This window comes from Streptomyces sp. NPDC087420 (genome assembly GCF_044744165.1).
Classification (GTDB): Bacteria; Actinomycetota; Actinomycetes; order Streptomycetales; family Streptomycetaceae; genus Streptomyces.
In genome coordinates this window covers 214,151-234,115 of the sequence record NZ_JBIUXU010000011.1, presented here as the reverse complement: position 1 = coordinate 234,115, position 19,965 = coordinate 214,151, and the positions used below count along the sequence as shown (strand labels likewise).

19 protein-coding genes are annotated in these 19,965 nt (G+C 70.8%); 7 read left to right on the top strand and 12 right to left on the bottom strand.

Going from position 1 to position 19,965, the window contains the following annotated elements; genetic code table 11:
- Nucleotides 1-42: 42 nt before the first annotated feature.
- Nucleotides 43-462: a nickel-type superoxide dismutase maturation protease gene (sodX, locus tag ACIO1C_RS24060; protein WP_327234540.1), complete on the top strand. Its 420-nt coding sequence runs from the start codon at nucleotides 43-45 to the stop codon at nucleotides 460-462.
- On the opposite strand, the gene ACIO1C_RS24055 is transcribed toward sodX, so the two are convergent.
- Nucleotides 366-995: a CGNR zinc finger domain-containing protein gene (locus ACIO1C_RS24055; protein ID WP_401866688.1), complete on the bottom strand. Its 630-nt coding sequence runs from the start codon at nucleotides 993-995 to the stop codon at nucleotides 366-368. The two genes, sodX and ACIO1C_RS24055, sit on opposite strands and share 97 nt — an antisense overlap.
- Before the next feature lie 100 nt (nucleotides 996-1,095).
- On the opposite strand from ACIO1C_RS24055, the gene ACIO1C_RS24050 reads away from it, so the two are divergent.
- Nucleotides 1,096-1,851: a class I SAM-dependent methyltransferase gene (locus ACIO1C_RS24050; RefSeq protein ID WP_401866687.1), complete on the top strand. Its 756-nt coding sequence runs from the start codon at nucleotides 1,096-1,098 to the stop codon at nucleotides 1,849-1,851.
- A 105-nt stretch (nucleotides 1,852-1,956) separates the two neighbouring features.
- On the opposite strand, the gene ACIO1C_RS24045 is transcribed toward ACIO1C_RS24050, so the two are convergent.
- The 3 genes from ACIO1C_RS24045 to ACIO1C_RS24035 all read right to left on the bottom strand — a co-directional run bounded on the left by ACIO1C_RS24045 (nucleotide 1,957) and on the right by ACIO1C_RS24035 (nucleotide 4,723).
- Entirely contained in the window at nucleotides 1,957-2,709 is a 753-nt protein-coding gene (locus ACIO1C_RS24045; RefSeq protein ID WP_401866888.1) for an amino acid ABC transporter ATP-binding protein, read from the bottom strand.
- A 5-nt stretch (nucleotides 2,710-2,714) separates the two neighbouring features.
- Nucleotides 2,715-3,650, bottom strand: coding sequence for an amino acid ABC transporter permease (locus ACIO1C_RS24040; RefSeq protein ID WP_401866685.1), 936 nt, complete (start codon nucleotides 3,648-3,650; stop codon nucleotides 2,715-2,717).
- A 116-nt stretch (nucleotides 3,651-3,766) separates the two neighbouring features.
- Nucleotides 3,767-4,723, bottom strand: a complete 957-nt coding sequence (locus tag ACIO1C_RS24035) for an ABC transporter substrate-binding protein (protein ID WP_401866683.1) — start codon at nucleotides 4,721-4,723, stop codon at nucleotides 3,767-3,769.
- Between the two features lie 543 nt (nucleotides 4,724-5,266).
- Here ACIO1C_RS24035 and ACIO1C_RS24030 point away from each other — a divergent pair.
- Both ACIO1C_RS24030 and ACIO1C_RS24025 read left to right on the top strand, forming a co-directional pair.
- Nucleotides 5,267-6,556 carry an NADP-dependent malic enzyme gene (locus ACIO1C_RS24030; protein WP_401866681.1) on the top strand — a complete coding sequence of 430 codons (1,290 nt, stop codon included), beginning with the start codon at nucleotides 5,267-5,269 and terminating at the stop codon, nucleotides 6,554-6,556.
- A 103-nt stretch (nucleotides 6,557-6,659) separates the two neighbouring features.
- Nucleotides 6,660-7,628, top strand: coding sequence for a zinc-binding dehydrogenase (locus ACIO1C_RS24025; RefSeq protein ID WP_401866679.1), 969 nt, complete (start codon nucleotides 6,660-6,662; stop codon nucleotides 7,626-7,628).
- Here ACIO1C_RS24025 and ACIO1C_RS24020 read toward each other — a convergent pair.
- A complete protein-coding gene (locus tag ACIO1C_RS24020; RefSeq protein ID WP_401866677.1) occupies nucleotides 7,612-8,493 on the bottom strand; it encodes an MBL fold metallo-hydrolase in 882 nt (293 codons plus the stop codon). The genes ACIO1C_RS24025 and ACIO1C_RS24020 overlap by 17 nt on opposite strands.
- A gap of 64 nt (nucleotides 8,494-8,557) precedes the next feature.
- Here ACIO1C_RS24020 and ACIO1C_RS24015 point away from each other — a divergent pair, with 64 nt between their 5' ends.
- On the top strand, nucleotides 8,558-8,767 hold the full coding sequence (locus ACIO1C_RS24015; protein WP_401866675.1) for a helix-turn-helix domain-containing protein: 210 nt from the start codon (nucleotides 8,558-8,560) through the stop codon (nucleotides 8,765-8,767).
- A complete protein-coding gene (locus ACIO1C_RS24010; RefSeq protein WP_401866887.1) occupies nucleotides 8,767-9,261 on the top strand; it encodes a Clp protease N-terminal domain-containing protein in 495 nt (164 codons plus the stop codon). Before ACIO1C_RS24015 ends, ACIO1C_RS24010 begins: the two co-directional genes overlap by 1 nt.
- 539 nt (nucleotides 9,262-9,800) lie before the next feature.
- Here ACIO1C_RS24010 and ACIO1C_RS24005 read toward each other — a convergent pair.
- Nucleotides 9,801-10,766: a helix-turn-helix transcriptional regulator gene (locus ACIO1C_RS24005; protein ID WP_401866674.1), complete on the bottom strand. Its 966-nt coding sequence runs from the start codon at nucleotides 10,764-10,766 to the stop codon at nucleotides 9,801-9,803.
- 1 nt (nucleotide 10,767) lies between these two features.
- Nucleotides 10,768-11,682 carry a DUF4097 family beta strand repeat-containing protein gene (locus ACIO1C_RS24000; RefSeq protein ID WP_401866672.1) on the bottom strand — a complete coding sequence of 305 codons (915 nt, stop codon included), beginning with the start codon at nucleotides 11,680-11,682 and terminating at the stop codon, nucleotides 10,768-10,770.
- Between the two features lie 255 nt (nucleotides 11,683-11,937).
- On the opposite strand from ACIO1C_RS24000, the gene ACIO1C_RS23995 reads away from it, so the two are divergent.
- Nucleotides 11,938-12,669, top strand: coding sequence for a phosphotransferase family protein (locus tag ACIO1C_RS23995; RefSeq protein ID WP_401866670.1), 732 nt, complete (start codon nucleotides 11,938-11,940; stop codon nucleotides 12,667-12,669).
- A 23-nt stretch (nucleotides 12,670-12,692) separates the two neighbouring features.
- Here ACIO1C_RS23995 and ACIO1C_RS23990 read toward each other — a convergent pair whose 3' ends face one another.
- From ACIO1C_RS23990 to ACIO1C_RS23970, 5 genes are all read right to left on the bottom strand, one after another.
- Nucleotides 12,693-12,872, bottom strand: coding sequence for a DUF6104 family protein (locus ACIO1C_RS23990; protein WP_327234531.1), 180 nt, complete (start codon nucleotides 12,870-12,872; stop codon nucleotides 12,693-12,695).
- A gap of 103 nt (nucleotides 12,873-12,975) precedes the next feature.
- Nucleotides 12,976-16,884: a multifunctional oxoglutarate decarboxylase/oxoglutarate dehydrogenase thiamine pyrophosphate-binding subunit/dihydrolipoyllysine-residue succinyltransferase subunit gene (locus tag ACIO1C_RS23985; protein WP_401866668.1), complete on the bottom strand. Its 3,909-nt coding sequence runs from the start codon at nucleotides 16,882-16,884 to the stop codon at nucleotides 12,976-12,978.
- Between the two features lie 280 nt (nucleotides 16,885-17,164).
- A complete protein-coding gene (locus tag ACIO1C_RS23980) occupies nucleotides 17,165-18,220 on the bottom strand; it encodes a HAMP domain-containing sensor histidine kinase (RefSeq protein WP_161311204.1) in 1,056 nt (351 codons plus the stop codon).
- 149 nt (nucleotides 18,221-18,369) lie between these two features.
- Nucleotides 18,370-19,107, bottom strand: coding sequence for a response regulator transcription factor (locus tag ACIO1C_RS23975; protein WP_161311201.1), 738 nt, complete (start codon nucleotides 19,105-19,107; stop codon nucleotides 18,370-18,372).
- A 118-nt stretch (nucleotides 19,108-19,225) separates the two neighbouring features.
- Nucleotides 19,226-19,954 (bottom strand): spermidine synthase, encoded by a 729-nt coding sequence (locus ACIO1C_RS23970; RefSeq protein WP_401866666.1) that lies wholly within the window; start codon nucleotides 19,952-19,954, stop codon nucleotides 19,226-19,228.
- Between the last annotated feature and the right edge of the window lie 11 nt (nucleotides 19,955-19,965).

The following is a 19,965-nucleotide window of genomic DNA, read 5'->3' as shown; positions in this document are numbered from 1 at the left end:
GGACAGGCGGCGGAACGGACCGCGGGACCGGGAGGGTGTCGGATGACGGAGCACGAGCGTGAGCCGAGAGCGCCGTTGGGGATCGCGGAAGTGACCGGGCCGTCCATGTACCCGACGCTCCGGCACGGCGACCAACTCCTCGTCCACTACCGCGCCCCCGTCAGGGCCGGCGACGTGGCCGTGCTCAAGCACCCGCTCCAGCAGGACCTGCTCATCGTGAAGCGGCTGGTGGAGCGGCGCGACGGCGGATGGTGGGTGCTCGGGGACAATCCGGGGGCCGAGGGGGACAGCCGGGTGTTCGGCGCCGTTCCCGAGGAGCTGTTGCTGGGGCGGGTGAGGGCCAGGTACCGGCCGCCGGCGGACGGTCAGCGGTCCGTGCTCGGGACGGTCTCGTGGCTCGTCTCGGCGCTGAGGCCGGTGCTCGCCGACCGCTCGGTCTCCAGGCGCTTGCGCGCCCGGTAGGCGGCCACGTTGGCGCGGGTCGCGCAGCGGTCCGAGCAGTAGCGGCGCGAGCGGTTGGTCGAGGTGTCCAGGTAAGCGTTGCGGCACGGCGCCGCCTGGCACAGCCCCAGCCGGTCCACGCCGAACCCGGTGAGGTGGAAGGCCAGCCCCATCGCCGCCGTCGCCGCGTACCCCGCGGTCGCGTTGGACGGGTGCTCCGCCAGGTGCATGTGCCAGCGCGGGCGGCCCTCCTCGTCCAGGAAGTCGTGCCCGGAGACCTGCGGGCTGACCGGGAACTCCAGCAGCAGCGAGTTCAGCAGGTCGACCGCCTGGGCGCCCTCGCCCTCGTCGGCCGCCGTGAAGACGGCGCGCAGCCGTGCCCGTACCGCCCGGAAACGCGTGAGGTCCGCCTCCGTCGCCCTGCGGGCCAGCTGGGTGCTCGCGCCGAAGAGGGCACGGATGTCGTCCACCGAGGTCAGCGTGTCCGTGCCACGGGCCGGCTCCTCGGTGTTGACCAGGCGCACGGCGTAGTCCGAGTAAGAGGCCAGTTCCACTTGTAGTCCTTACGGCTGCGGTCTAGGTTGGTTCGTCGGAAGAGGATGTAATGGGCCGTTGCCCTATAAGGGTATTACGGATGGGTGGAGGAGACGTTTCATGTCGCTTGTCGACGCCGACTGGATGGCCTGGCAGCAGAGCTGGGACCGCCAGCAGGAGTGGTACATGCCCGACCGCGAGGAGCGCTTCCGGGTGATGCTGGACATGGTCGAGGCCCTCGTCGGCCCCGAACCGAGGGTGCTGGACCTCGCGTGCGGTACGGGCAGTATCACCGACCGGCTGTTCAGGAGGTTCCCCGGCGCCACGAGCACCGGCGTCGACCTCGACCCCGCGCTGCTCACCATCGCCCGCGGCTCCTTCGCCGGGGACGACCGCGTCACCTTCGTGACCGCCGACCTCAAGGACCCGGACTGGCCGGGGCTGCTCCCCGCGGGACCGTACGACGCCGTCCTCACCGCCACCGCCCTGCACTGGCTCCACAGCGAACCGCTGGCGGTGCTGTACGGGCAGCTCGCCGGGGTCGTCAGGGAGGGCGGGGTCTTCATGAACGCCGATCACATGCCGGCCGACGACACCCCCCGTATCAACGCGGCCGAGCGCGCCCACCGGCACGCCGCGATGGAACGCGCGAAGGCCGAGGGGGCCCTCGACTGGGCCGACTGGTGGGACCTGGCCGCCAAGGACCCGGTCCTGGCCGGACCGACCGCCGAGCGCTTCCGTATCTACGGCGAACACGCGGACGGCGACACCCCCTCCGCCGCCTGGCACGCGCGCACCCTCCGCGAGGCGGGCTTCGCGGAGGCGCGGACGGTCTGGTCCTCGCCGTCCGACGCGCTTGTCCTCGCGGTGCGGTAAGGGCGGAGTGGAAAGGCCGCAAGGCGGAGAGTGAGGCGGGCGGTACGAAGATGGACGCGGCGGTACGGACATCTCCGTACCGCCCCTCCTCCCGACCCCGCCCCGCTACAGCACCTTCGACAGGAACGACTTCGTACGGTCGTGCTGCGGGTTCGTCAGGACGTCCCTCGGGTGTCCCGACTCGACCACCACCCCGTCGTCCATGAACACCAGCGCGTCCCCGACCTCCCGCGCGAAGCCCATCTCATGGGTGACCACGATCATGGTCATGCCCTCCTCCGCCAGCCCGCGCATGACGTCGAGGACGTCACCCACCAGCTCCGGGTCGAGCGCCGACGTCGGCTCGTCGAAGAGCATCAGCTTCGGCTCCATCGCCAGAGCCCGCGCGATCGCCACCCGCTGCTGCTGGCCGCCGGACAGCTGCGCCGGGTAGCTGGCGGCCTTGTCGCCGAGGCCCACCCGGTCGAGCAGCAGTACGGCCCGCGCGCGGGCCACGGCCTTCGTCTCGCCGCGGACCTGGACCGGCGCCTCCATGATGTTCTCGATCGCCGTCATGTGCGGGAAGAGGTTGAAGCGCTGGAAGACCATGCCGATGTCCCGGCGCTTCCTGGCGACCTCGCTGTCCTTCAGCTCGTACAGCTTGTCGCCCTTCTGGCGGTAGCCGACCAGCTCCCCGTCCACGGACAGCCGGCCGGCGTTGATCTGCTCCAGATGGTTGATGCACCGCAGGAACGTCGATTTGCCGGAACCGGACGGGCCGATCAGGCAGAAGACCTCCCGGGGGGCGACCTCCAGGTCGATTCCCTTGAGGATGTGCGCGGCGCCGAAGGACTTGTGGACGCCCTCCGCCCTCACCATGGCGGTCATGCGGCGGCTCCCGAACGAGTGCTGAATCCGGCCAGATTCCTCTTGACCTTCTGGAACGGCGTCAGCGGCAGCGAGCGGCTGGAACCACGCGCGTAGTACCGCTCCAGATAGAACTGCCCGACGCTGAAGACCGTGGTCAGGATCAGGTACCAGGCCGCCGCGAGGAAGAGCATCTCCGCCGCCGCGCCCGAGGTGGTCCCGATGTCCTGCGCCGTCCTCAGCAACTCGGTGAACTGCACCGCCGAGACGAGCGACGTCGTCTTCAGCATGTTGATGACCTCGTTGCCGGTGGGCGGCACTATCACCCGCATGGCCTGCGGGATGACCACCCGGCGCAGCGTCTTGCCGTGGCTCATGCCCAGCGCGTGCGACGCCTCGGTCTGGCCCTCGTCGACCGAGAGCAGGCCGGCCCGGCAGATCTCCGCCATGTACGCGGCCTCGTTGAGGCCGAGTCCCAGCAGCGCCGTCAGGAACGGCGTCATGAACGAGGACCAGTAGTCCTTGTAGATGGGGCCGAGGTTGATGTACTCGAAGACCAGTCCGAGATTGAACCAGACCAGCAGTTGTACGTAGACGGGCGTACCGCGGAAGAACCAGATGTAGAACCACGCGATGGACGACGTCACCGGGTTCTTCGACAGGCGCATGACCGCGAGGATCACGCCCCCGACCACCCCCATCACCATCGCCAGGACGGTGAGGAGGAGGGTGTTGCCGACCCCGGAGAGGATCCGGCCGTCGAAGAAGTAGTCGGGGATGGCGCCCCAGTTCACCTTGCCCTGCGAGAAGGCGTAGATGAGCGAGACGAGCAGGGCGATGGCGACCACGGCGGACACGTACCGGCCGTAGTGCCGGACCGGGATCGCCTTGATGGCCTCGGGCCCGGCGGGGGGCGTGTCGACGGGCCCCGCCTTTTCGATGTCAGCAGTCACAGGTGTTGCCTCTCAGCGCCGGATGTCCGGTCGGGACGCCCGGCCGGGACATTCGCTCGGAATGCCCCGGCGGGGATGGTCAGGAACGTCCGGTCGGGACAGTCGGGAACGTCCGGTCAGGAACCGCCGTTGAGCTTGGCCTCGGTGACCGCGCCGGACTCGGCGCCCCACTTGGCGAGGACCTTGCCGTACTCGCCGTTCTTGATGATCGCGTTCATCGCCGCCTGGAGCGCGGCGGAGAGCTCCTTGTTGTCCTTCGCGACGGCGATGCCGTACGGAGCGGCCTCGACGGTGTCGCCGACCAGCTCGAAGTCGTTGCCGCCGCCCGAGGTCTTCACCGCGTACGCGGCGATCGGGGAGTCCGAGGAACCGGCGTCGGCGCCGCCGGAGCGCAGCCGTACCTGGGCCTGCTGGTCGTTGTCGAAGGACTCGATGGCGAGCTTCTTGCCGGCCGGACACTTCTTCGCCTGGTCCTTGGCGAGGTCCTCGGAGACGGTGGCGCGCTGCACGACGATCTTCTTGCCGCAGAGGTCGTCCCAGGTCTTGATCCCCTGGTTCTTGCCCTTCTGGGTGTAGATCGAGACACCGGCGGTGTAGTAGTCGACGAAGTCGACACCCTCGCCGACCTTCTTGCCGTCCTCGACGCCGTCCTGACGGTCCTTGGTGTCGGTCATCGCGGACATCGCGATGTCGTAGCGCTTGGCGCGCAGCCCGGTGACCAGGGTGTCGAAGGTGCCGTTCTCGAACTCGAACTTCACACCGAGCTGCTTGCCCAGCGCGTCCGCGAGGTCCGGGTCGATGCCGACGGTCTTGCCGGACTTGTCCTTGAACTCCACCGGCGCGTACGCGATGTCGGAGCCGACCTTGACGACACCCTTGTCCTGGATGGTCTGGGGCAGCTGGTCGAAGAGCGGTGCCTTGTTGGTGTCGGCGGACGCGGCGCTGTCCTTCTTGCCGCTGTCGGTCTGGTCGCCACAGGCGGTCAGCAGCATGGCGCCCGCGACCGCGATCGCGCCGGCCGCGGCGATCCGGGACTTCGCGGCGGTCGTACGACGTGTGGTGCTAGCGGTCATGATGAGAATCCTCCGGCGGGTCGGGCGGGTGATGAACCGCCACAAAGGCGGGACAATCCGGCTGGCACACACCTTCGATTTTCGCAACGGTGTGTGATGAGAGGCATCTTGCCATTCGGACTGACCCGTTCAGGGGACCAGTCATGTCAAAATCGGGTAACGGGACTCACCCCTACCCCGTCCGCCCCGTCCATCACGGCGGGACCATTTACCGAGTTGTCTCTTTCCGACCGGAAAATCTCCCGTTCGTACCGGCTTGTGCGCGCGATTCGCGCGGTCCGCCGTAGGTGTCCACATTTTCGGTTATGAGGCATGTCACCGCGTCGGTGTGGAGTCGCAGACGGCGTTGTCCGTCCGGTATGAAGGACGTTTACGCCCCGCATCCGGGGCCCGGGGCGCGTGTGCGGCGCGCCCGCGCGTATGTACCACCCCCTGGCCGAGCCAGCTGGACCGCCGGGCCGGGGCACGTACGCGGTGCTCACCCACCCCTCCTCGACCAGGAGTGGACACCCTCAACTGATGAAGACCTAAGGGGTCACAGAAATGGCAGCGGAGATCGTCAATCCTCGCAGCGCGAACGGTACGGACAGGGTGGCAGGAGCCGGGGGTGTCCCCGGAAGCGTTCCCGGGGTCGCGGAAGCCGGGACCGTCCCCGGGGGTACGGAGAGCACGCCCGACGAGCCCTTCGATCCCGCCTTCGCGCTGCACCGCGGGGGCAAGATGGCCATCCGGGCGACCGTGCCGGTGCGCGACAAGGACGATCTGTCCCTCGCGTACACGCCCGGGGTGGCCAAGGTGTGCAGCGCGATCGCGGAGAACCCGGAGCTCGTCCACGACTACACCTGGAAGTCGCAGGTCGTCGCCGTCGTGACGGACGGGACGGCGGTGCTGGGGCTGGGTGACATCGGCCCCGAGGCTTCGCTGCCCGTGATGGAGGGCAAGGCCATCCTGTTCAAGCAGTTCGGCGGGGTCGACGCCGTGCCGCTCGCGCTGGCCACCACCGACACGGACGAGATCATCGAGACCGTCGTGCGGCTCGCGCCGTCCTTCGGCGGGGTCAACCTGGAGGACATCTCGGCGCCCCGCTGCTTCGAGATCGAGCGCAGGCTCCAGGAGCGGCTGGACATCCCGGTCTTCCACGACGACCAGCACGGCACGGCCGTCGTCACCCTCGCCGCCCTGAACAACGCGGCGAAGCTGACCGGGCGCACCCTCGGGGATCTGCGGGCCGTCATCTCCGGGGCGGGCGCGGCCGGGGTGGCGATCGCCAAGTTCCTGCTCGCCGCCGGCATCGGCGACGTGGCCGTCGCCGACCGCAAGGGCATCGTCAGCATCGACCGCGACGACCTGACGGACGTCAAGCGGGAGCTGGCCGAGATCACCAACCGGGCGGGCCACTCCGGTTCGCTGGACGCCGCGCTGTCCGGCGCGGACGTGTTCATCGGGGTGTCGGGCGGTACGGTCCCGGAGCCCGCGATCGCCTCGATGGCGCCGGGGGCGTTCGTCTTCGCGATGGCCAACCCGAACCCCGAGGTCCACCCCGACATCGCGCACCAGTACGCGGCGGTGGTGGCCACCGGGCGCAGCGACTACCCGAACCAGATCAACAACGTCCTCGCCTTCCCCGGGATCTTCGCGGGCGCCCTCCAGGTGCGGGCGTCGCGGATCACCGAGGGCATGAAGATCGCGGCGGCGAACGCGCTGGCGGACGTCGTGGGCGACGAACTGGCGGCGGACTATGTGATCCCGTCCCCGTTCGACGCCCGGGTCGCCCCGGCGGTGACGGCGGCGGTGGCCGCGGCGGCACGGGCGGAGGGCGTGGCGCGGCGCTGACGGGGACGACGGGGGCCGCGTCGCGCGTCTTCCGCGTGACGCGGCCCGTGTCACACGTCGTTCCGGTACCGCCCCGCCCGGCCGCCGCCCTATCGTCAGGGCCATGTTCGCCGCCTACGCAGCCCGCATCGACCGTGACCACCCGCTGAACGGCCTGGAGCTGGGCGAACGCCCGGCGCCCGGGACGCGGCCCGGCTGGACCACCGTGACCGTACGGGCCGCCTCCCTCAACCACCACGACCTCTGGTCGCTGCGCGGCGTGGGGCTGCCCGACGACCGGCTGCCGATGATCCTCGGCTGCGACGCCGCCGGTGTCGACGAGGACGGCAACGAGGTGGTCGTCCACTCGGTGATCGGGGCGACGGGCCACGGCGTCGGGCCGCGCGAGACGCCGTCGATCCTGACCGAGCGCTACCAGGGCACCTTCGCCGAGCAGGTCACCGTACCCACCTGGAACGTCCTGCCCAAGCCGCCCGAGCTGACCTTCGAGCAGGCCGCCTGTCTGCCGACCGCCTGGCTCACCGCGTACCGCATGCTCTTCACCAACGCCGGTGTACGGCCCGGGGATTCGGTCCTCGTCCAGGGCGCGGGCGGCGGGGTCGCGACGGCCGCGATCGCCCTCGGCAGCGCCGCCGGGCTGCGGGTCTACGCCACCAGCCGCGACGAGACGAAGCGGGCGCGGGCCCTCGAACTGGGCGCGGCGGAGGTCTTCGAGCCGGGCGCGCGCCTGCCCCGGCGGGTCGACGCCGTCATCGAGACGGTCGGCGCGGCGACCTGGTCGCACTCCCTCAAGTGCCTGCGCCGGGGCGGCACGTTGGTGATCTCGGGCGCGACGAGCGGCGACGCGCCGGCCCATGCCGAGCTGACGCGGATCTTCTTCCTGGAGCTCAAGGTCGTCGGCTCGACGATGGGGTCCAAGGACGAGTTGGAGGACCTGTTGTCGTTCTGCGCGCTGACGGGCGTACGGCCGGTGATCGACGAGGTGCTGCCGCTGGAGCGGGCGCGGGAGGGCTTCGAGAAGCTGGAGGCCGGGAGCCAGTTCGGGAAGATCGTGCTCACTCCGTCCGCGTAGGCCCCTCGTGGACGAGGACGAAGTCGCCGTACGGATACGACCCCGGCCGGCCCCCGGTCTCGTCCAACGCCCGCCGTAGCGTGCGCAGATGGGCGGTGGTCAGCGCGAGCGGCGCCTCGTCCGGCTGGTGGACCGTGCCGCGCGGATACTCCACGTCCGGTGTGGTGGTCATCTCGATGTGGCACCCGAGGACGTGGGTGACGTCCCTCGCGCCGCAGAAGCCGAGCAGCCGGTCGACGGTACGGCCGTACGCGTCCGCGTCGTTCACGTAGAGCCGTCCGGGGTAGAGCGAGTCGCCGGTCAGCAGCAGCCCGGTGTACCGGTCGTGGAAGACGACGGCGGCGTCCTGGTGGCCGGGGCCGGGGACGACGTCGATGATCCGCCCGCCGAGATCGACCGTCCCGAGCCCCTCGGGCCACGCGTCCAGCCCGAACGCCTCGGTGACGGCGGCGAGTTCCGGCCCCACGACGGTGGTGTGCGGGCGCCCCTCGAACTGGCCGTCGGCGGCGATGTGGTCGCCGTGGCCGTGGGTGTGGGCGACGAGCAGTCCGTACTCCTCACGGGGATGGCGGGCCAGCCATTCCGCGATCTCCCGGTCGACGGTCGCGCGCAGCGGGAAGAGGGCCGGGTCGGCGGTCGCGCCGGTGTCGAGCAGGAGGGCGCGCTCGTTGCCGAAGAGCAGGAACAGGAACGGTGCTTCGAAGTGCACGGACTTGTTCTGGCGCAGGACCAGGGTGTGTTCGTTGTACGTGTGCACGTGCACGTGCAGGGGCTCGTCGGGGCGGCCGGGGCCGGCGGGGCCGACGGGGCCGGCCAAGCCGGCGAGGGTGCCGGGTGCGGGGGTGTGCGCGAGGTAGTCGATCACCGGGCCACTCTAAGCATGTCAACGCTGGTTGACGGCAGGTGGCGTGTCAACCTACATTGACACCGTGACGGAAGCAACGGATCTCGCCGAACGGGCGAACGACCGCGACCCACGGGTCGGGCTGAGAGCCGTCGCCGCGCTGCGGCGGCTGCTGGAACAGCTCGAAGCCGTCCAGGTGCGCAGCGCCCGTAACCAGGGGTGGTCATGGCAGGAGATCGCGAACGAACTGGGCATCAGCCGGCAGGCGGCGCACAAGAAGTACGGGAGGCGATGATGTTCGAACGGTTCACCGAGGGCGCGCGGGGCGTGGTGACCGGCGCGGTCGGACACGCGGAGCGCGTGGAGGCGGAGCTGGTGACGGAGGAGCACATGCTGCTGGCGCTCCTGGACCAGGAGGGCACGCGCACGTCCTTCGCGTTCGCGTGCCTGGGCCTCACGCCCACGGACCGCCGGTCGTCGATGGAGACGGCGCTGGCGGAGGCGCGACGGCCTCCGGCTGTGGCGGGCGCGGGGGCGCGGGCGCGGGCGCGCGGCTGGTCGGGGCGGTTGCGGTTCGCGCCCGGCGCGAAGGGGACGCTGGAGAAATCGCTCCGGATCGCGGTGGGGCGCGGGGACCGGCGCGTGGGGGGCGAACACATGCTTCTTGCGCTGGTTGCGCGGGCGGGGGTGGTGTCGGAGGTGCTGGCGTCGCATGGGGCGACGTATGCGGGGGTTGAGCGCGCGATGTTCGGGGGCGCGTCTGCCCGGGGCGCGGGCGCGGCTTACTGATTGTCCTCAATCGCCGGACGGGCTTGGCGGCTCCGCCGCGTGGTCACCGCGCTTCGCGCGAGTTGCGACGCTTTACGTCCGGACACACGCACCTCCTCCGACCCCGCCCCCCTCACGCCGCCGGGGAGACTGAACGACCCCGCCCGCCCCGGAGCCTCTGCCGCCCGGTGCATGCGCGCGGCTTACTGATGTCCTCAATCGCCGGACGGGCTTAAAGACCCGGAGCGGGCCGGGTTGTTTTGGCGCGGGCCTGGAAGGGGGACGGGCAGGGGTCGTGTCCGGAACGTAGAGCGTGTTTTGTGTCGCATGGCGATCGTCACGCAATTCGGAGTTGCTGAACGCGACGTAAAACATGCAGTGCAGGACACGGCCCCTGCCCGGCCCCCGGCAACGACCCGCGCACAAAAAGCCGGCCCGCAGCGGGCAAAATCAAGCCCGTCCGGCGATTGAGGACAACACGGACCGCAACCCGGTCACCGAGAACGCGCGGCCCACCGGCCCCAGAACGCCCGTCCGGCGATTGAGGACAAGCAGTGACCTCAACCCACACCAGGCCGAAGCACCGCCGCGACCCGCGTCGCCGCCGTCGACAAGTGCCGCCTCGCTTCGGCGAGCTGCGCCTCCGTCACCCCGTTGTCCCGCGCAGCATCGCGGATGTCGTCGCGGAAGCGGTCCAGCAGCCGGTCCAGGTCGCGTGCCGGGTCGCCCGTCCCCGTGGCGTCCTCTCCCCAGCCGGCCGCGTCGGCGGCGTCCTTCGAGGCCGACCCGGTCGGGCGCGGCGAGCCCCCCGACCCCCCGTACACCCCCCGCAACTGACCCGTAAGCTCCGACAACCCCTCCCGCAGCCCCGTAGGCCAGTCACCCCGCGCGAAGTGTCCCTGCACCTGGTCCTGGACCTGCTTCGCGATCCGCTGCATCTCCTGGCGCGCCGTCTCCTGCGCCTCCTTGGCCTGCCGACGCGCCTGCTGCGCGTCCTCGCGGGCCCGGCGGGACTCGTCCTTCGCCCGGCGGGCCTGTTCCTTCCAGCCCTGCTGCGCGCGCCGCAGTTCCTCCTTCGCCGCCCACCAGTCGCCCGGCGCGGCGGCCTCGTCGGAGCCGGTCGCCTTGGACGACGACCGGCGGTTCTCCGACGCCGCCGCCCGCATCTCGCTGCGCAACTGCCCCGCCGCCCCCCGCACGTCGTCGCGGATCTCGGCGGCCAGTTCGGAGACGGAGTCGCGGATCTCCAACTCCAGGTCGGCCAGTTCACCGCTGCGCCCGGCCAACTCCGCGCGCCCCGCGTCCGTGATCGAGTAGACCTTGCGGCCGCCCTCGGTGGCGTGCGTGACCAGGCCCTCGGCCTCCAGCTTGGCCAGGCGTGGGTAGACCGTGCCCGCGGAGGGGGCGTACAGGCCGTGGAAGCGTTCCTCCAGCAGCCGGATCACCTCGTAGCCGTGGCGCGGGGCCTCGTCCAGGAGCTTGAGCAGGTAGAGGCGGAGTCGTCCGTGGGCGAAGACCGGGGGCATGTCAGAGCTCCTTCGTGGCGGCGGGGGCGCCCGGCGCGGGCGCCGGGGGCGGGGGCGCGGCGGGGGAGTCGTACGGTTCCGCCGCGGGCCTCCGCAGCAGCGCGATCGAGCCGGACACCGTGGTCGCCTTGAGGCTCCCCGTGCCCGCCCCCAGCGTGCCGGTGATGTTCTTCGACCCCCACCGCCCGCCGACCCGCAGGTCGTCGAACGCGTTGGAGACCCTGCCGCTCGCCGTGTTCGCCTCCACCTGGGCGTCCGTCAGGTGCGGCAGCCGGATCGCGACCTCGCCGGAGACCGTGGCGACCTGGATCTCCGTGGGCCTGCCCGCGTGGTCCAGGTCGATGACCATGTCACCGCTGACCGACTCGGCGCGTACGGAGGAGCCCGCGCCGTCGAGGACCGTCAGGTCGCCCGAGACCGACTGGAAGTGGAGGTCGCCGCTGACGGCCTGGGCCTCCAGGTTGCCGGAGACGGACTCCGCGCCGACCGGCCCCGAGAGGCCGACGAGCGTGGTGTCTCCGGTGACGCCGCGTACGTCCGTACGCCCCCGGATCCCCGAGACCACGGCCTCCGCGTTCACCACCCCGACCTCGACGGACGACCCGGCGGGGACGGCGACCGAGACGACGGCCTTGCGGCGCCAGCCCTGGGGGTCCAGCCACTTGAGGAAGCCCTTCCAGGGCAGGTCCTCGTACGCGACCGTCAGCGTGGAGCCCTCCTGGGTCACGATCAGTGGGGGCCCCTGGATCCCGGAGATCTCCAGGTGGGCCGCGCCGTCCGTGCCGACCACGTTCACCGTGCCGTCGACGATGCGCACGCTGAGCGCCGTGACCGGGTCGTCGAAGACAAGTTTCCTCGGCTCTGAGACGGACCACTCCATGGTGCTGACCTCCCGGGGCCGGACGTGACGCAACATATCGCGTCTCCTGGGAAACACGATATATCGTGGTTATGAGAAGTCAAGGCCCGCGCCGCGCCGCACCCTTGGGCCGACACCGCACCTGTGGTCGGATGGTCTTCGTCCGCCGACCATCTCGGGAGGGAAGCAGATGACCGGCCACGGCCTGCCCGACGCCGAGACGGCAGTGGCGTTCCCGCTCTGCTGCCCCGCGGCCTGGCCGCACCGCCGGACGCGACCGTCGTCGGCCACCGCGGTCTCGACTGGATCGTCATGCGCGACCTCGGCGCCGTCCTGCACCGGCCCTGGACCACCGCCGCCGCCACGACGACCGCCCTGCGCGCCGCGCTGTTGTACGTTCCGGGAGCCTCGGACCCCGGCCTCCTCGACGTCCCGTGGCTGGAGCGCGAGGGCCATGCCGCCTACGTCCACCACATTCCGGCCGGCCACGACAACCTCGACGCACTGGCCCACGAGCCGCGGTTCAAGGCGCTGTTCACTCATGAGCAGGTCCACGCCCTGCACACCTGCCTGGACGCGGCCGCGGAGCTGACCTCACGCGCCGCCTCGCTCCCCACCACTCTCGTCCACGGCGATCTCACTCCGCGCAACGCCGGCCTGGACAGCGACGACACCCTCGTCCTCATCGACTGGGAGCACGTCGGCGCCGGCCCCGTGGGCTTCGACCTGGGCACCTTCGTCTCCCTCTACCGTACGTTCGGCGGCCACGGCGAGCTGGACGAGCCGGCCCTCCTGGAGGCCTACGGCCGAGCCCTCGGCGAGCTGGCCGGCACCGAGCTGCGCCACGCCGCCGCCGTGGGCTTCGCCACCGTCCACCTCACCTGGGGGCCGCACCTGCGTCTCGGCCCCGGTCTGACGGCGGTCCGCCAGGGTTTCCACGCCGACGACCCGGGGGTACTCGCCCGGCACCTCGACGACATCCGCTCGGGATGCCTGCGGGCGCTGTCGTGGGCGTCAGCGGCCGGAGTGGCCGCAGGCCACTGACCAGCGCCACTGGCCGCTACGCGTCACTCGTCGTCCTCGTCGTCCGACCTCGCCAGCCACGTGGCCAGCCGCTCCACCGGCACCTCGAAATCGGGGTTGAGGTCGACGAAGACGCGCAGCTGCTCGGCGAGCCAGGCGAAGGTCACCTCCTCCTCGCCGCGTCGCTTGTCCAGTTCCTCGATCCCTCGGTCCGTGAAGTACATACGACCAGCGTAACGACCCTGTGGAGCGGTGGAGAACGCCTGAGGGCCCGGCTCCGCGAGACGTGCTCGCGGGGCCGGGCCCTCAGGGCCGTACCACCAGAGGTCAGGCGTCGAAGACCTCGTTGACCAGCTGGGCCTGCTCCGCCTGGTGGCGCTTGGCCGAGCCGACCGCCGGGGACGAGGAGTGCGGCCGCGAGATGCGGCGCAGGCGCTCGCCGTGCGGGATGTCGGCGCCGACCGCCAGGTCCAGGTGGTCGATCAGGTTGAGCGCGATGAACGGCCACGCGCCCTGGTTCGCCGGCTCCTCCTGGGCCCACAGGTACTTGTCGGCGTTCGGGAACTTGGCGATCTCCGCCTGGAGTTCCTGGCCGGGCAGCGGGTACAGCCGCTCCAGGCGCAGGATCGCCGTGTCCGTCGAACCACGCTTCTGCCGCTCGGCCTCCAGGTCGTAGTAGACCTTGCCGGCGCAGAAGACGACCTTGCGCACCGCGGCCGGATCGACCGTGCCCGCCGCGACCGCCGTGTCGCCGATCACCGGGCGGAAGCCGCCGGTGGTGAACTCCTCCGCCTTCGACGCGGCCGCCTTGAGGCGCAGCAGCAGCTTCGGGGTGAAGACGATCAGCGGCTTGTGGTGCGGGTTGTGGACCTGCCAGCGCAGCAGGTGGAAGTAGTTCGACGGCAGCGTCGGCATGGCGACCGTCATGTTGTTCTGCGCGCACATCTGGAGGAAGCGCTCGGGGCGCGCGGACGAGTGGTCCGGGCCCTGGCCCTCGTACCCGTGCGGCAGCAGCAGGGTGACGCCGGACGTCTGGCCCCACTTCTGCTCGGCCGAGGAGATGAACTCGTCGACGACCGTCTGCGCGCCGTTGACGAAGTCACCGAACTGCGCCTCCCACATGACCAGCGATTCCGGCCTGGCGAGGGAGTAGCCGTACTCGAAGCCCATCGCCGCGTACTCGCTGAGCAGCGAGTCGTAGACGTTGTACCGGGCCTGGTCGTCGGTCAGGTAGAGCAGCGGGGTGTAGTCCTCGCCGGTCTCCTGGTCGACCAGGACCGCGTGGCGCTGGCCGAACGTACCGCGGCGGGTGTCCTGGCCCGACAGCCGGACCGGCGTGCCCTCCATCAGCAGCGAGCCGATGGCGAGGGTCTCGCCCATGCCCCAGTCGATCGTGCCGTCGTCCACGGACGACGCGCGGCGCTGGAGCTGCGGCATCAGACGGGGGTGGACGGTGACCGTGTCGGGGATGGAGACCTGCGACTCGGCGATCCGCTTGACGACCTCCTGGGAGACGGCCGTGGTGACCGCGACCGGGAACTCCGCCTGGGCGTCCGGGACATGGGTCGGGGCGGGCTGCGAGGTGGCCTCGCGGACCTCCGCGAAGACCTTCTCCAGCTGGCCCTGGAAGTCCTGGAGCGCCTGCTCCGCCTCTTCCAGCGTGATGTCGCCGCGACCGATGAGCGACTCGGTGTAGAGCTTGCGCACCGAGCGCTTCTTGTCGATCAGGTTGTACATCTGCGGGTTGGTGAACTGCGGGTTGTCGCCCTCGTTGTGACCGCGGCGGCGGTAGCAGATGAGGTCGATCACGACGTCCTTGTTGAACGTCTGGCGGAACTCGAACGCCAGGCGCCCGACGCGGACGACCGCCTCCGGGTCGTCACCGTTCACGTGGATGATCGGCGCCTCGATCATGCGCGCGACGTCGGTCGCGTACATGGAGGAGCGGGACGCCTCCGGGGCGGCGGTGAAGCCGACCTGGTTGTTGATCACGATGTGGACCGTGCCGCCGGTGCGGTAGCCGCGCAGCTGCGACATGTTGAGCGTCTCGGCGACCACACCCTGGCCCGCGAAGGCCGCGTCGCCGTGGAGCGCGACGGGCAGGACGGTGAAGTCCGTGCCGGCCTTGTTGATGATGTCCTGCTTGGCGCGGGCGATGCCTTCGAGGATCGGGTCGACCGCCTCCAGGTGCGAGGGGTTCGCGGCCAGCGAGACCTTGATCTGCTCGCCGTCCAGACCGGTGAAGGTGCCGCTGGCGCCCAGGTGGTACTTCACGTCGCCGGAGCCGTGCATCGACTTCGGGTCGAGGTTGCCCTCGAACTCGCGGAAGATCTGCGCGTACGACTTGCCCACGATGTTCGCGAGGACGTTGAGGCGGCCGCGGTGGGCCATGCCGACGACGACCTCGTCCAGGCGCGCCTCGGCGGCGGAGTCGAGGACCGCGTCCAGCAGCGGGATGACGGACTCGCCGCCCTCCAGCGAGAAGCGCTTCTGGCCCACGTACTTGGTCTGGAGGAACGTCTCGAACGCCTCCGCGGCGTTCAGCCGGCGCAGGATCCGCAGCTGCTCCTCGCGCTCCGGCTTGCCGCGCGGGCGCTCGACGCGGTCCTGGAGCCACTTGCGCTGCTTCGGGTCCTGGATGTGCATGAACTCGATGCCGGTCGTGCGGCAGTACGACTCGCGCAGCACGCCCAGGATGTCGCGCAGCTTCATCATGGACTTGCCGGCGAACCCGCCGACCGCGAACTCCCGCTCCAGGTCCCACAGCGTGAGCCCGTGCTCGGTGATGTCCAGGTCGGGGTGCTTGCGCTGGCGGTACTCCAGCGGGTCGGTGTCGGCCATGACGTGGCCGCGCACCCGGTAGGAGTGGATCAGCTCGAAGACCCGGGCGGGCTTGGTGACGTCCTCGTCGTGGGAGGCGTCGATGTCCTTGAGCCAGCGGACCGGCTCGTACGGGATCCGCAGCGACTTGAAGATCTCGTCGAAGAAGTCGTTCTCGCCGAGCAGCAGTTGGCTGAGGATTCGCAGGAACTCGCCGGAGGCGGCGCCCTGGATGACGCGGTGGTCGTACGTGGAGGTCAGCGTCATGACCTTGGAGATGCCCAGCTTGTTCAGGGTGTCCTGCGAGGTGCCCTGGAACTCGGCGGGGTAGTCCATCGCGCCGACACCGAGGATGAGGCCCTGACCGGGCATCAGGCGCGGCACGGAGTGGACGGTGCCGATGCCGCCGGGGTTGGTCAGCGACGCGGTGACTCCGGTGAAGTCCTCCATCGTCAGCTTGTTCGTACGGGCGCGCCGGACGATGTCCTCGTACGCCTGCCAGAACTCGAAGAAGTTGAGCGTCTCGGCCTTCTTGATGCCGGCGACGACGAGCTGGCGGTCGCCGTTCGGCTTCACCAGGTCGATGGCCAGGCCCAGGTTGACGTGTTCGGGCTTGACGAGGGTCGGCTTGCCGTCCTTCTCCGTGAAGGAGTAGTTCATCGTCGGCATGGCCTTGAGCGCCTGCACCATCGCGTACCCGATGAGGTGCGTGAAGGAGATCTTGCCGCCACGCGCGCGCTTCAGGTGGTTGTTGATGACGATGCGGTTGTCGAACAGCAGCTTCACCGGGACCGCGCGCACGGACGTGGCCGTGGGCAGCTCCAGCGACGCGTTCATGTTCTTCGCGACCGCGGCGGACGGGCCGCGCAGCGTCACGTACTCCGGGCCTTCGGCGGCGGCCGGCGCGGCGGGGGCGTTGCCGTTCGTCGACGGCTTCGCCGCGGCCGGGGCCGTCGCGGGCTTCGGGGTGACCGGCGCGGTGGTCACGGGCGCGGGCTGTGCCTGCTGTACGGGAGCGGCGGCGGCCGGGGCCTGCGCGGCGGGGGCGGGCTGTGCCTGCGGGGCCGGGGCGGCGGCCGGTGCCTGCGCCGGTGCGGCGGGCTGTGCCGGTGCCGTGGCCTGCGCCGGAGCCGGGGTGGCTGTCGGGGCCGGGGTGGCGGTCGGCGCGGCGGCCGGGGTCACCGCGGCCCCCGCGACGGCGCTCTCCGCCGGCTTGTCCGCCGTGCCGGACGTGCCCGGCTTGTAGTCGGCGAAGAAGTCCCACCAGGCGCGGTCGACCGAATTCGGGTCCTGGAGGTACTGCTGGTAGATCTCGTCGACGAGCCACTCATTGGCGCCGAAGGCGGCGGCGGGGTTCTTCCCCTGCCCGTCTTCATCGGTCGAGATACTCGGCTTACTGGGGGACTGAGACGACACGGCGTGAACCGCCCTCTTCCGCTTCACAAGGTGATGGACAGCGGGAATCAAGGCTACGCCTAACCGGGCCCCCAGGTGCAGGCCAGGCGGGCCATCGTCGTGCAAGTCACATCTGACGGCAGGTTTCAGCGTATGAAATGGCGGGAAACAAGCCTGGTTCGCCTCGCCGGGAGAGCGCCCGTGAAGCACTGTGCCCGGCTACGGCGGGTCCGCGGCCCGCAGTCCGCCCGTCCCCGACTCCGTACCCGGAGATCGTGCGCTTACAAGTCCGAACTCTACGTCAATCCCGGGCCTGGGGAATTCCTGGAAGAGTGACGCGTATCCGGCAGCCGCGCGCGGATTCGGCCACACCGATGCGCCCGCCGTGCAGATCGACCGCCCAGCGGGCGATCGCCAGCCCCAGACCGGTGCCCCCGTCGCTGCCGGGACCGTGCGGCGAGGGCGCGCTGCCGCGGTTGAACCGCTCGAAGACCCGGTGCCGTTCGGCCTCCGGTATCCCGGGACCTTCGTCCTGGACCTCCAGGTCCAACGACTCGGGGCGGGGGCCGCGCCGGGCCCGTACGGTCACCCGTCCGTGCGGCGGGCTGTGCTTGACCGCGTTGTCGATGAGGTTGGCGACGACCTGGTGCAGGCGCTCCGCGTCGGCGTGCGCGGTCAGTTCCGGCGGCGAGACGTCCAGATGGAGGTGGACGTCCGTACGGGTGTGATTGCCGGACCCGGAGCTGAGCGCGCGCTGCGACGCGGCCAGATTGGCCTCTTTGAGTACGCCGGACAGGTACGGCCACACCTCGAAGCGCTGGGCCCTGAGCGTCACGACGCCGTTGTCGAGCCTGGACAGGTCGAGCAACGTCTCGGTGAGCCGCCCCAGCCGTTCCGTCTGCCGCAGGGCGGTGCGCATCGTCTCCGGGTCCGCGGCGGACACGCCGTCCACGACGTTCTCCAGGACCGCGCGCAGCGCCGCGATGGGGGTGCGCAGCTCGTGCGAGACGTTGGCGACCAGCTCCTTGCGGTGCCGGTCCACGGCCTCCAGGTCGTCCGCCATGCGGTTGATGGTGGCGGCGAGGTCGCCCAACTCGTCGCGGCGGTCGATGCCGCTGACCCGGCGGGTGTAGTCGCCGTGGGATATGCCCTTCGCGACGGTGTTCATCTCGTCGAGCGGCGCGGTGAGGCCGTGCGCCACGAACTGGGTGATGAGGAGGGTGGCGATCACCGAGAAGACGGTGATGAAGCGCAGCTCCGTCTCCGTACGGAGGGCCACCATCAGCAGGCCCGTGGTGATGAAGACGGAGACGACCACCAGCGTGCCGAGCTTGGTCTTGATGGAGAAGGGACGCAGCCCGGTCTTCTCCGGGACCCCGGCGCGCCGGCCGGGGTGCTTGGGCCGGCCGCCCGGGCCGGTCCTGGGTGCGCCGTACGGGCCGTCGAAAGGACCGCCCCGACCGCCGCGCGGGGTGGCTCCCCGGCGCGCGCCGTCCCGGGGCCGGGTCATGGGGCCGGGGTCTCCAGGGCGTAACCCACCCCGTGGACCGTACGGATCCGCTCGGCGCCGATCTTCCGGCGCAGCGCCTTGATGTGGCTGTCGACCGTACGGGTGCCCGACGCGTCCGCCCAGTCCCACACCTCGGCGAGGAGCTGCTCGCGGGAGAGCACCGCGCGCGGGGTGCTCGCCAGGCAGACCAGCAGGTCGAACTCGGTGGGCGTCAGGTGCACGTCCTCGCCGCGCACCCGGACCCGGCGCTGCGCGTGGTCGATCTCCAGCTCGCCGAGGCGCAGGATGCCGCTGCGCGGGGTGACGGCGGCCAGCGCCGCGCGCTCCACGCGGCGCAGCAGCACATGCACGCGCGCCGCCAGCTCCCGCATGGAGAAGGGCTTGGTCATGTAGTCGTCGGCGCCGACGCCGAGCCCCACCAGCATGTCCGTCTCGTCGTCGCGGGCCGTCAGCATCAGCACCGGCACGGGGCGCTGCGCCTGGACGCGGCGGCAGACCTCCAGGCCGTCGAAGCCGGGCAGCATCACGTCGAGGACCATCACGTCCGGCTGCCAGGCCTCCGCCGCGTCGACGGCCGCGGGGCCGTCCACCGCCGTCTGGACCAGGAAACCCTCGGCCCGCAGCCGGGCGGCGATGGCGTCGACGATGGTCGCGTCGTCCTCGACGACCAGGACCCTTCGCTGGGCTCCCGGCGTCGCCGCGACCCCGTTGTGGCTGGTCTGTGTCTGCTCCATGGCCCCGCCCCTGCTGGCTGGTACGCGTTCCGCGATCGTCGATCCGGTGTATGCGATCTCCATGTAGATGTAGATCGCGTGTGTCGGGAGCAGCGTAGAGGCAGGAACAGGGTCACGGCTACGCAGTGCGAGCGGCGAGATGAACGACGTCCGGTACGCCCCGGGCAACAGGGATCTCTTCGGTCCCAACGCGGCCGAACCCGGCATTCCGTAGCGCTTCGCCGAAGGCGGGCGACGGCCGCGCGGACCAAATGGCCAGTACACCGCCGGGATTGAGGCGCTCGCGGCACGCCGCGAGCCCGGCCGGCGTGTACAGACTCCCGTTGTCCTCGGTGACCGTCCAGTCGGGACCGTTGTCGATGTCGAGGCACAGGGCGTCGTAGCTGTCCGTGGCGGTCTCCATGTGAGGGACCAGATCGGTGTGCAGGACCACCGTGCGCGGGTCGGCGAGCGCCGCGCCCGAGATCCGGGCGAGCGGGCCGGTGCGGTGCCAGTCGATGACGGCCTGTTCGCGCTCGACGACCACGATCCTGCCCCAGCGGGGGTCGGCGGCGGCGTGCGCGAGGGAGAAGCCGACGCCGAGTCCGCCGACGAGGACGGAGGGCCGTTGATCGCGGCGGTCCCCGGGGAGGGCGGCGAGCGCGGCGTCGATGAGGAGGCGCTCGGAGCGGCCGTCGGAGGTGTCCATCAGGAAGCACCCGTTGGCGATGATCTCCAGCTCGGCGCCGCGCTGCCGGAGGACGACCTCGCCGTACGGGCCGTCGCGGCGGTCGAGGACGACGGGGCGGTCGTCGTGATCCGGTGAGTGGTGCGATTCCGGGCCTGGTGCCTGGACGGATACGGGCATGGTGCGGCCTC

Excerpts from the sequence above, each read along its gene's own strand:
- sodX (WP_327234540.1), top strand. The coding sequence starts at position 43 with ATGACGGAGCACGAGCGTGAGCCGAGAGCGCCGTTGGGGATCGCGGAA.
- ACIO1C_RS24050 (WP_401866687.1), top strand. The coding sequence starts at position 1,096 with ATGTCGCTTGTCGACGCCGACTGGATGGCCTGGCAGCAGAGCTGGGAC.
- ACIO1C_RS24045 (WP_401866888.1), bottom strand. The coding sequence starts at position 2,709 with ATGGTGAGGGCGGAGGGCGTCCACAAGTCCTTCGGCGCCGCGCACATC.
- ACIO1C_RS24035 (WP_401866683.1), bottom strand. The coding sequence starts at position 4,723 with ATGACCGCTAGCACCACACGTCGTACGACCGCCGCGAAGTCCCGGATC.
- ACIO1C_RS24030 (WP_401866681.1), top strand. The coding sequence starts at position 5,267 with ATGGCAGCGGAGATCGTCAATCCTCGCAGCGCGAACGGTACGGACAGG.
- ACIO1C_RS24025 (WP_401866679.1), top strand. The coding sequence starts at position 6,660 with ATGTTCGCCGCCTACGCAGCCCGCATCGACCGTGACCACCCGCTGAAC.
- ACIO1C_RS24010 (WP_401866887.1), top strand. The coding sequence starts at position 8,767 with ATGTTCGAACGGTTCACCGAGGGCGCGCGGGGCGTGGTGACCGGCGCG.
- ACIO1C_RS24005 (WP_401866674.1), bottom strand. The coding sequence starts at position 10,766 with ATGCCCCCGGTCTTCGCCCACGGACGACTCCGCCTCTACCTGCTCAAG.
- ACIO1C_RS24000 (WP_401866672.1), bottom strand. The coding sequence starts at position 11,682 with ATGTTGCGTCACGTCCGGCCCCGGGAGGTCAGCACCATGGAGTGGTCC.
- ACIO1C_RS23995 (WP_401866670.1), top strand. The coding sequence starts at position 11,938 with ATGCGCGACCTCGGCGCCGTCCTGCACCGGCCCTGGACCACCGCCGCC.
- ACIO1C_RS23990 (WP_327234531.1), bottom strand. The coding sequence starts at position 12,872 with ATGTACTTCACGGACCGAGGGATCGAGGAACTGGACAAGCGACGCGGC.
- ACIO1C_RS23975 (WP_161311201.1), bottom strand. The coding sequence starts at position 19,107 with ATGGAGCAGACACAGACCAGCCACAACGGGGTCGCGGCGACGCCGGGA.
- ACIO1C_RS23970 (WP_401866666.1), bottom strand. The coding sequence starts at position 19,954 with ATGCCCGTATCCGTCCAGGCACCAGGCCCGGAATCGCACCACTCACCG.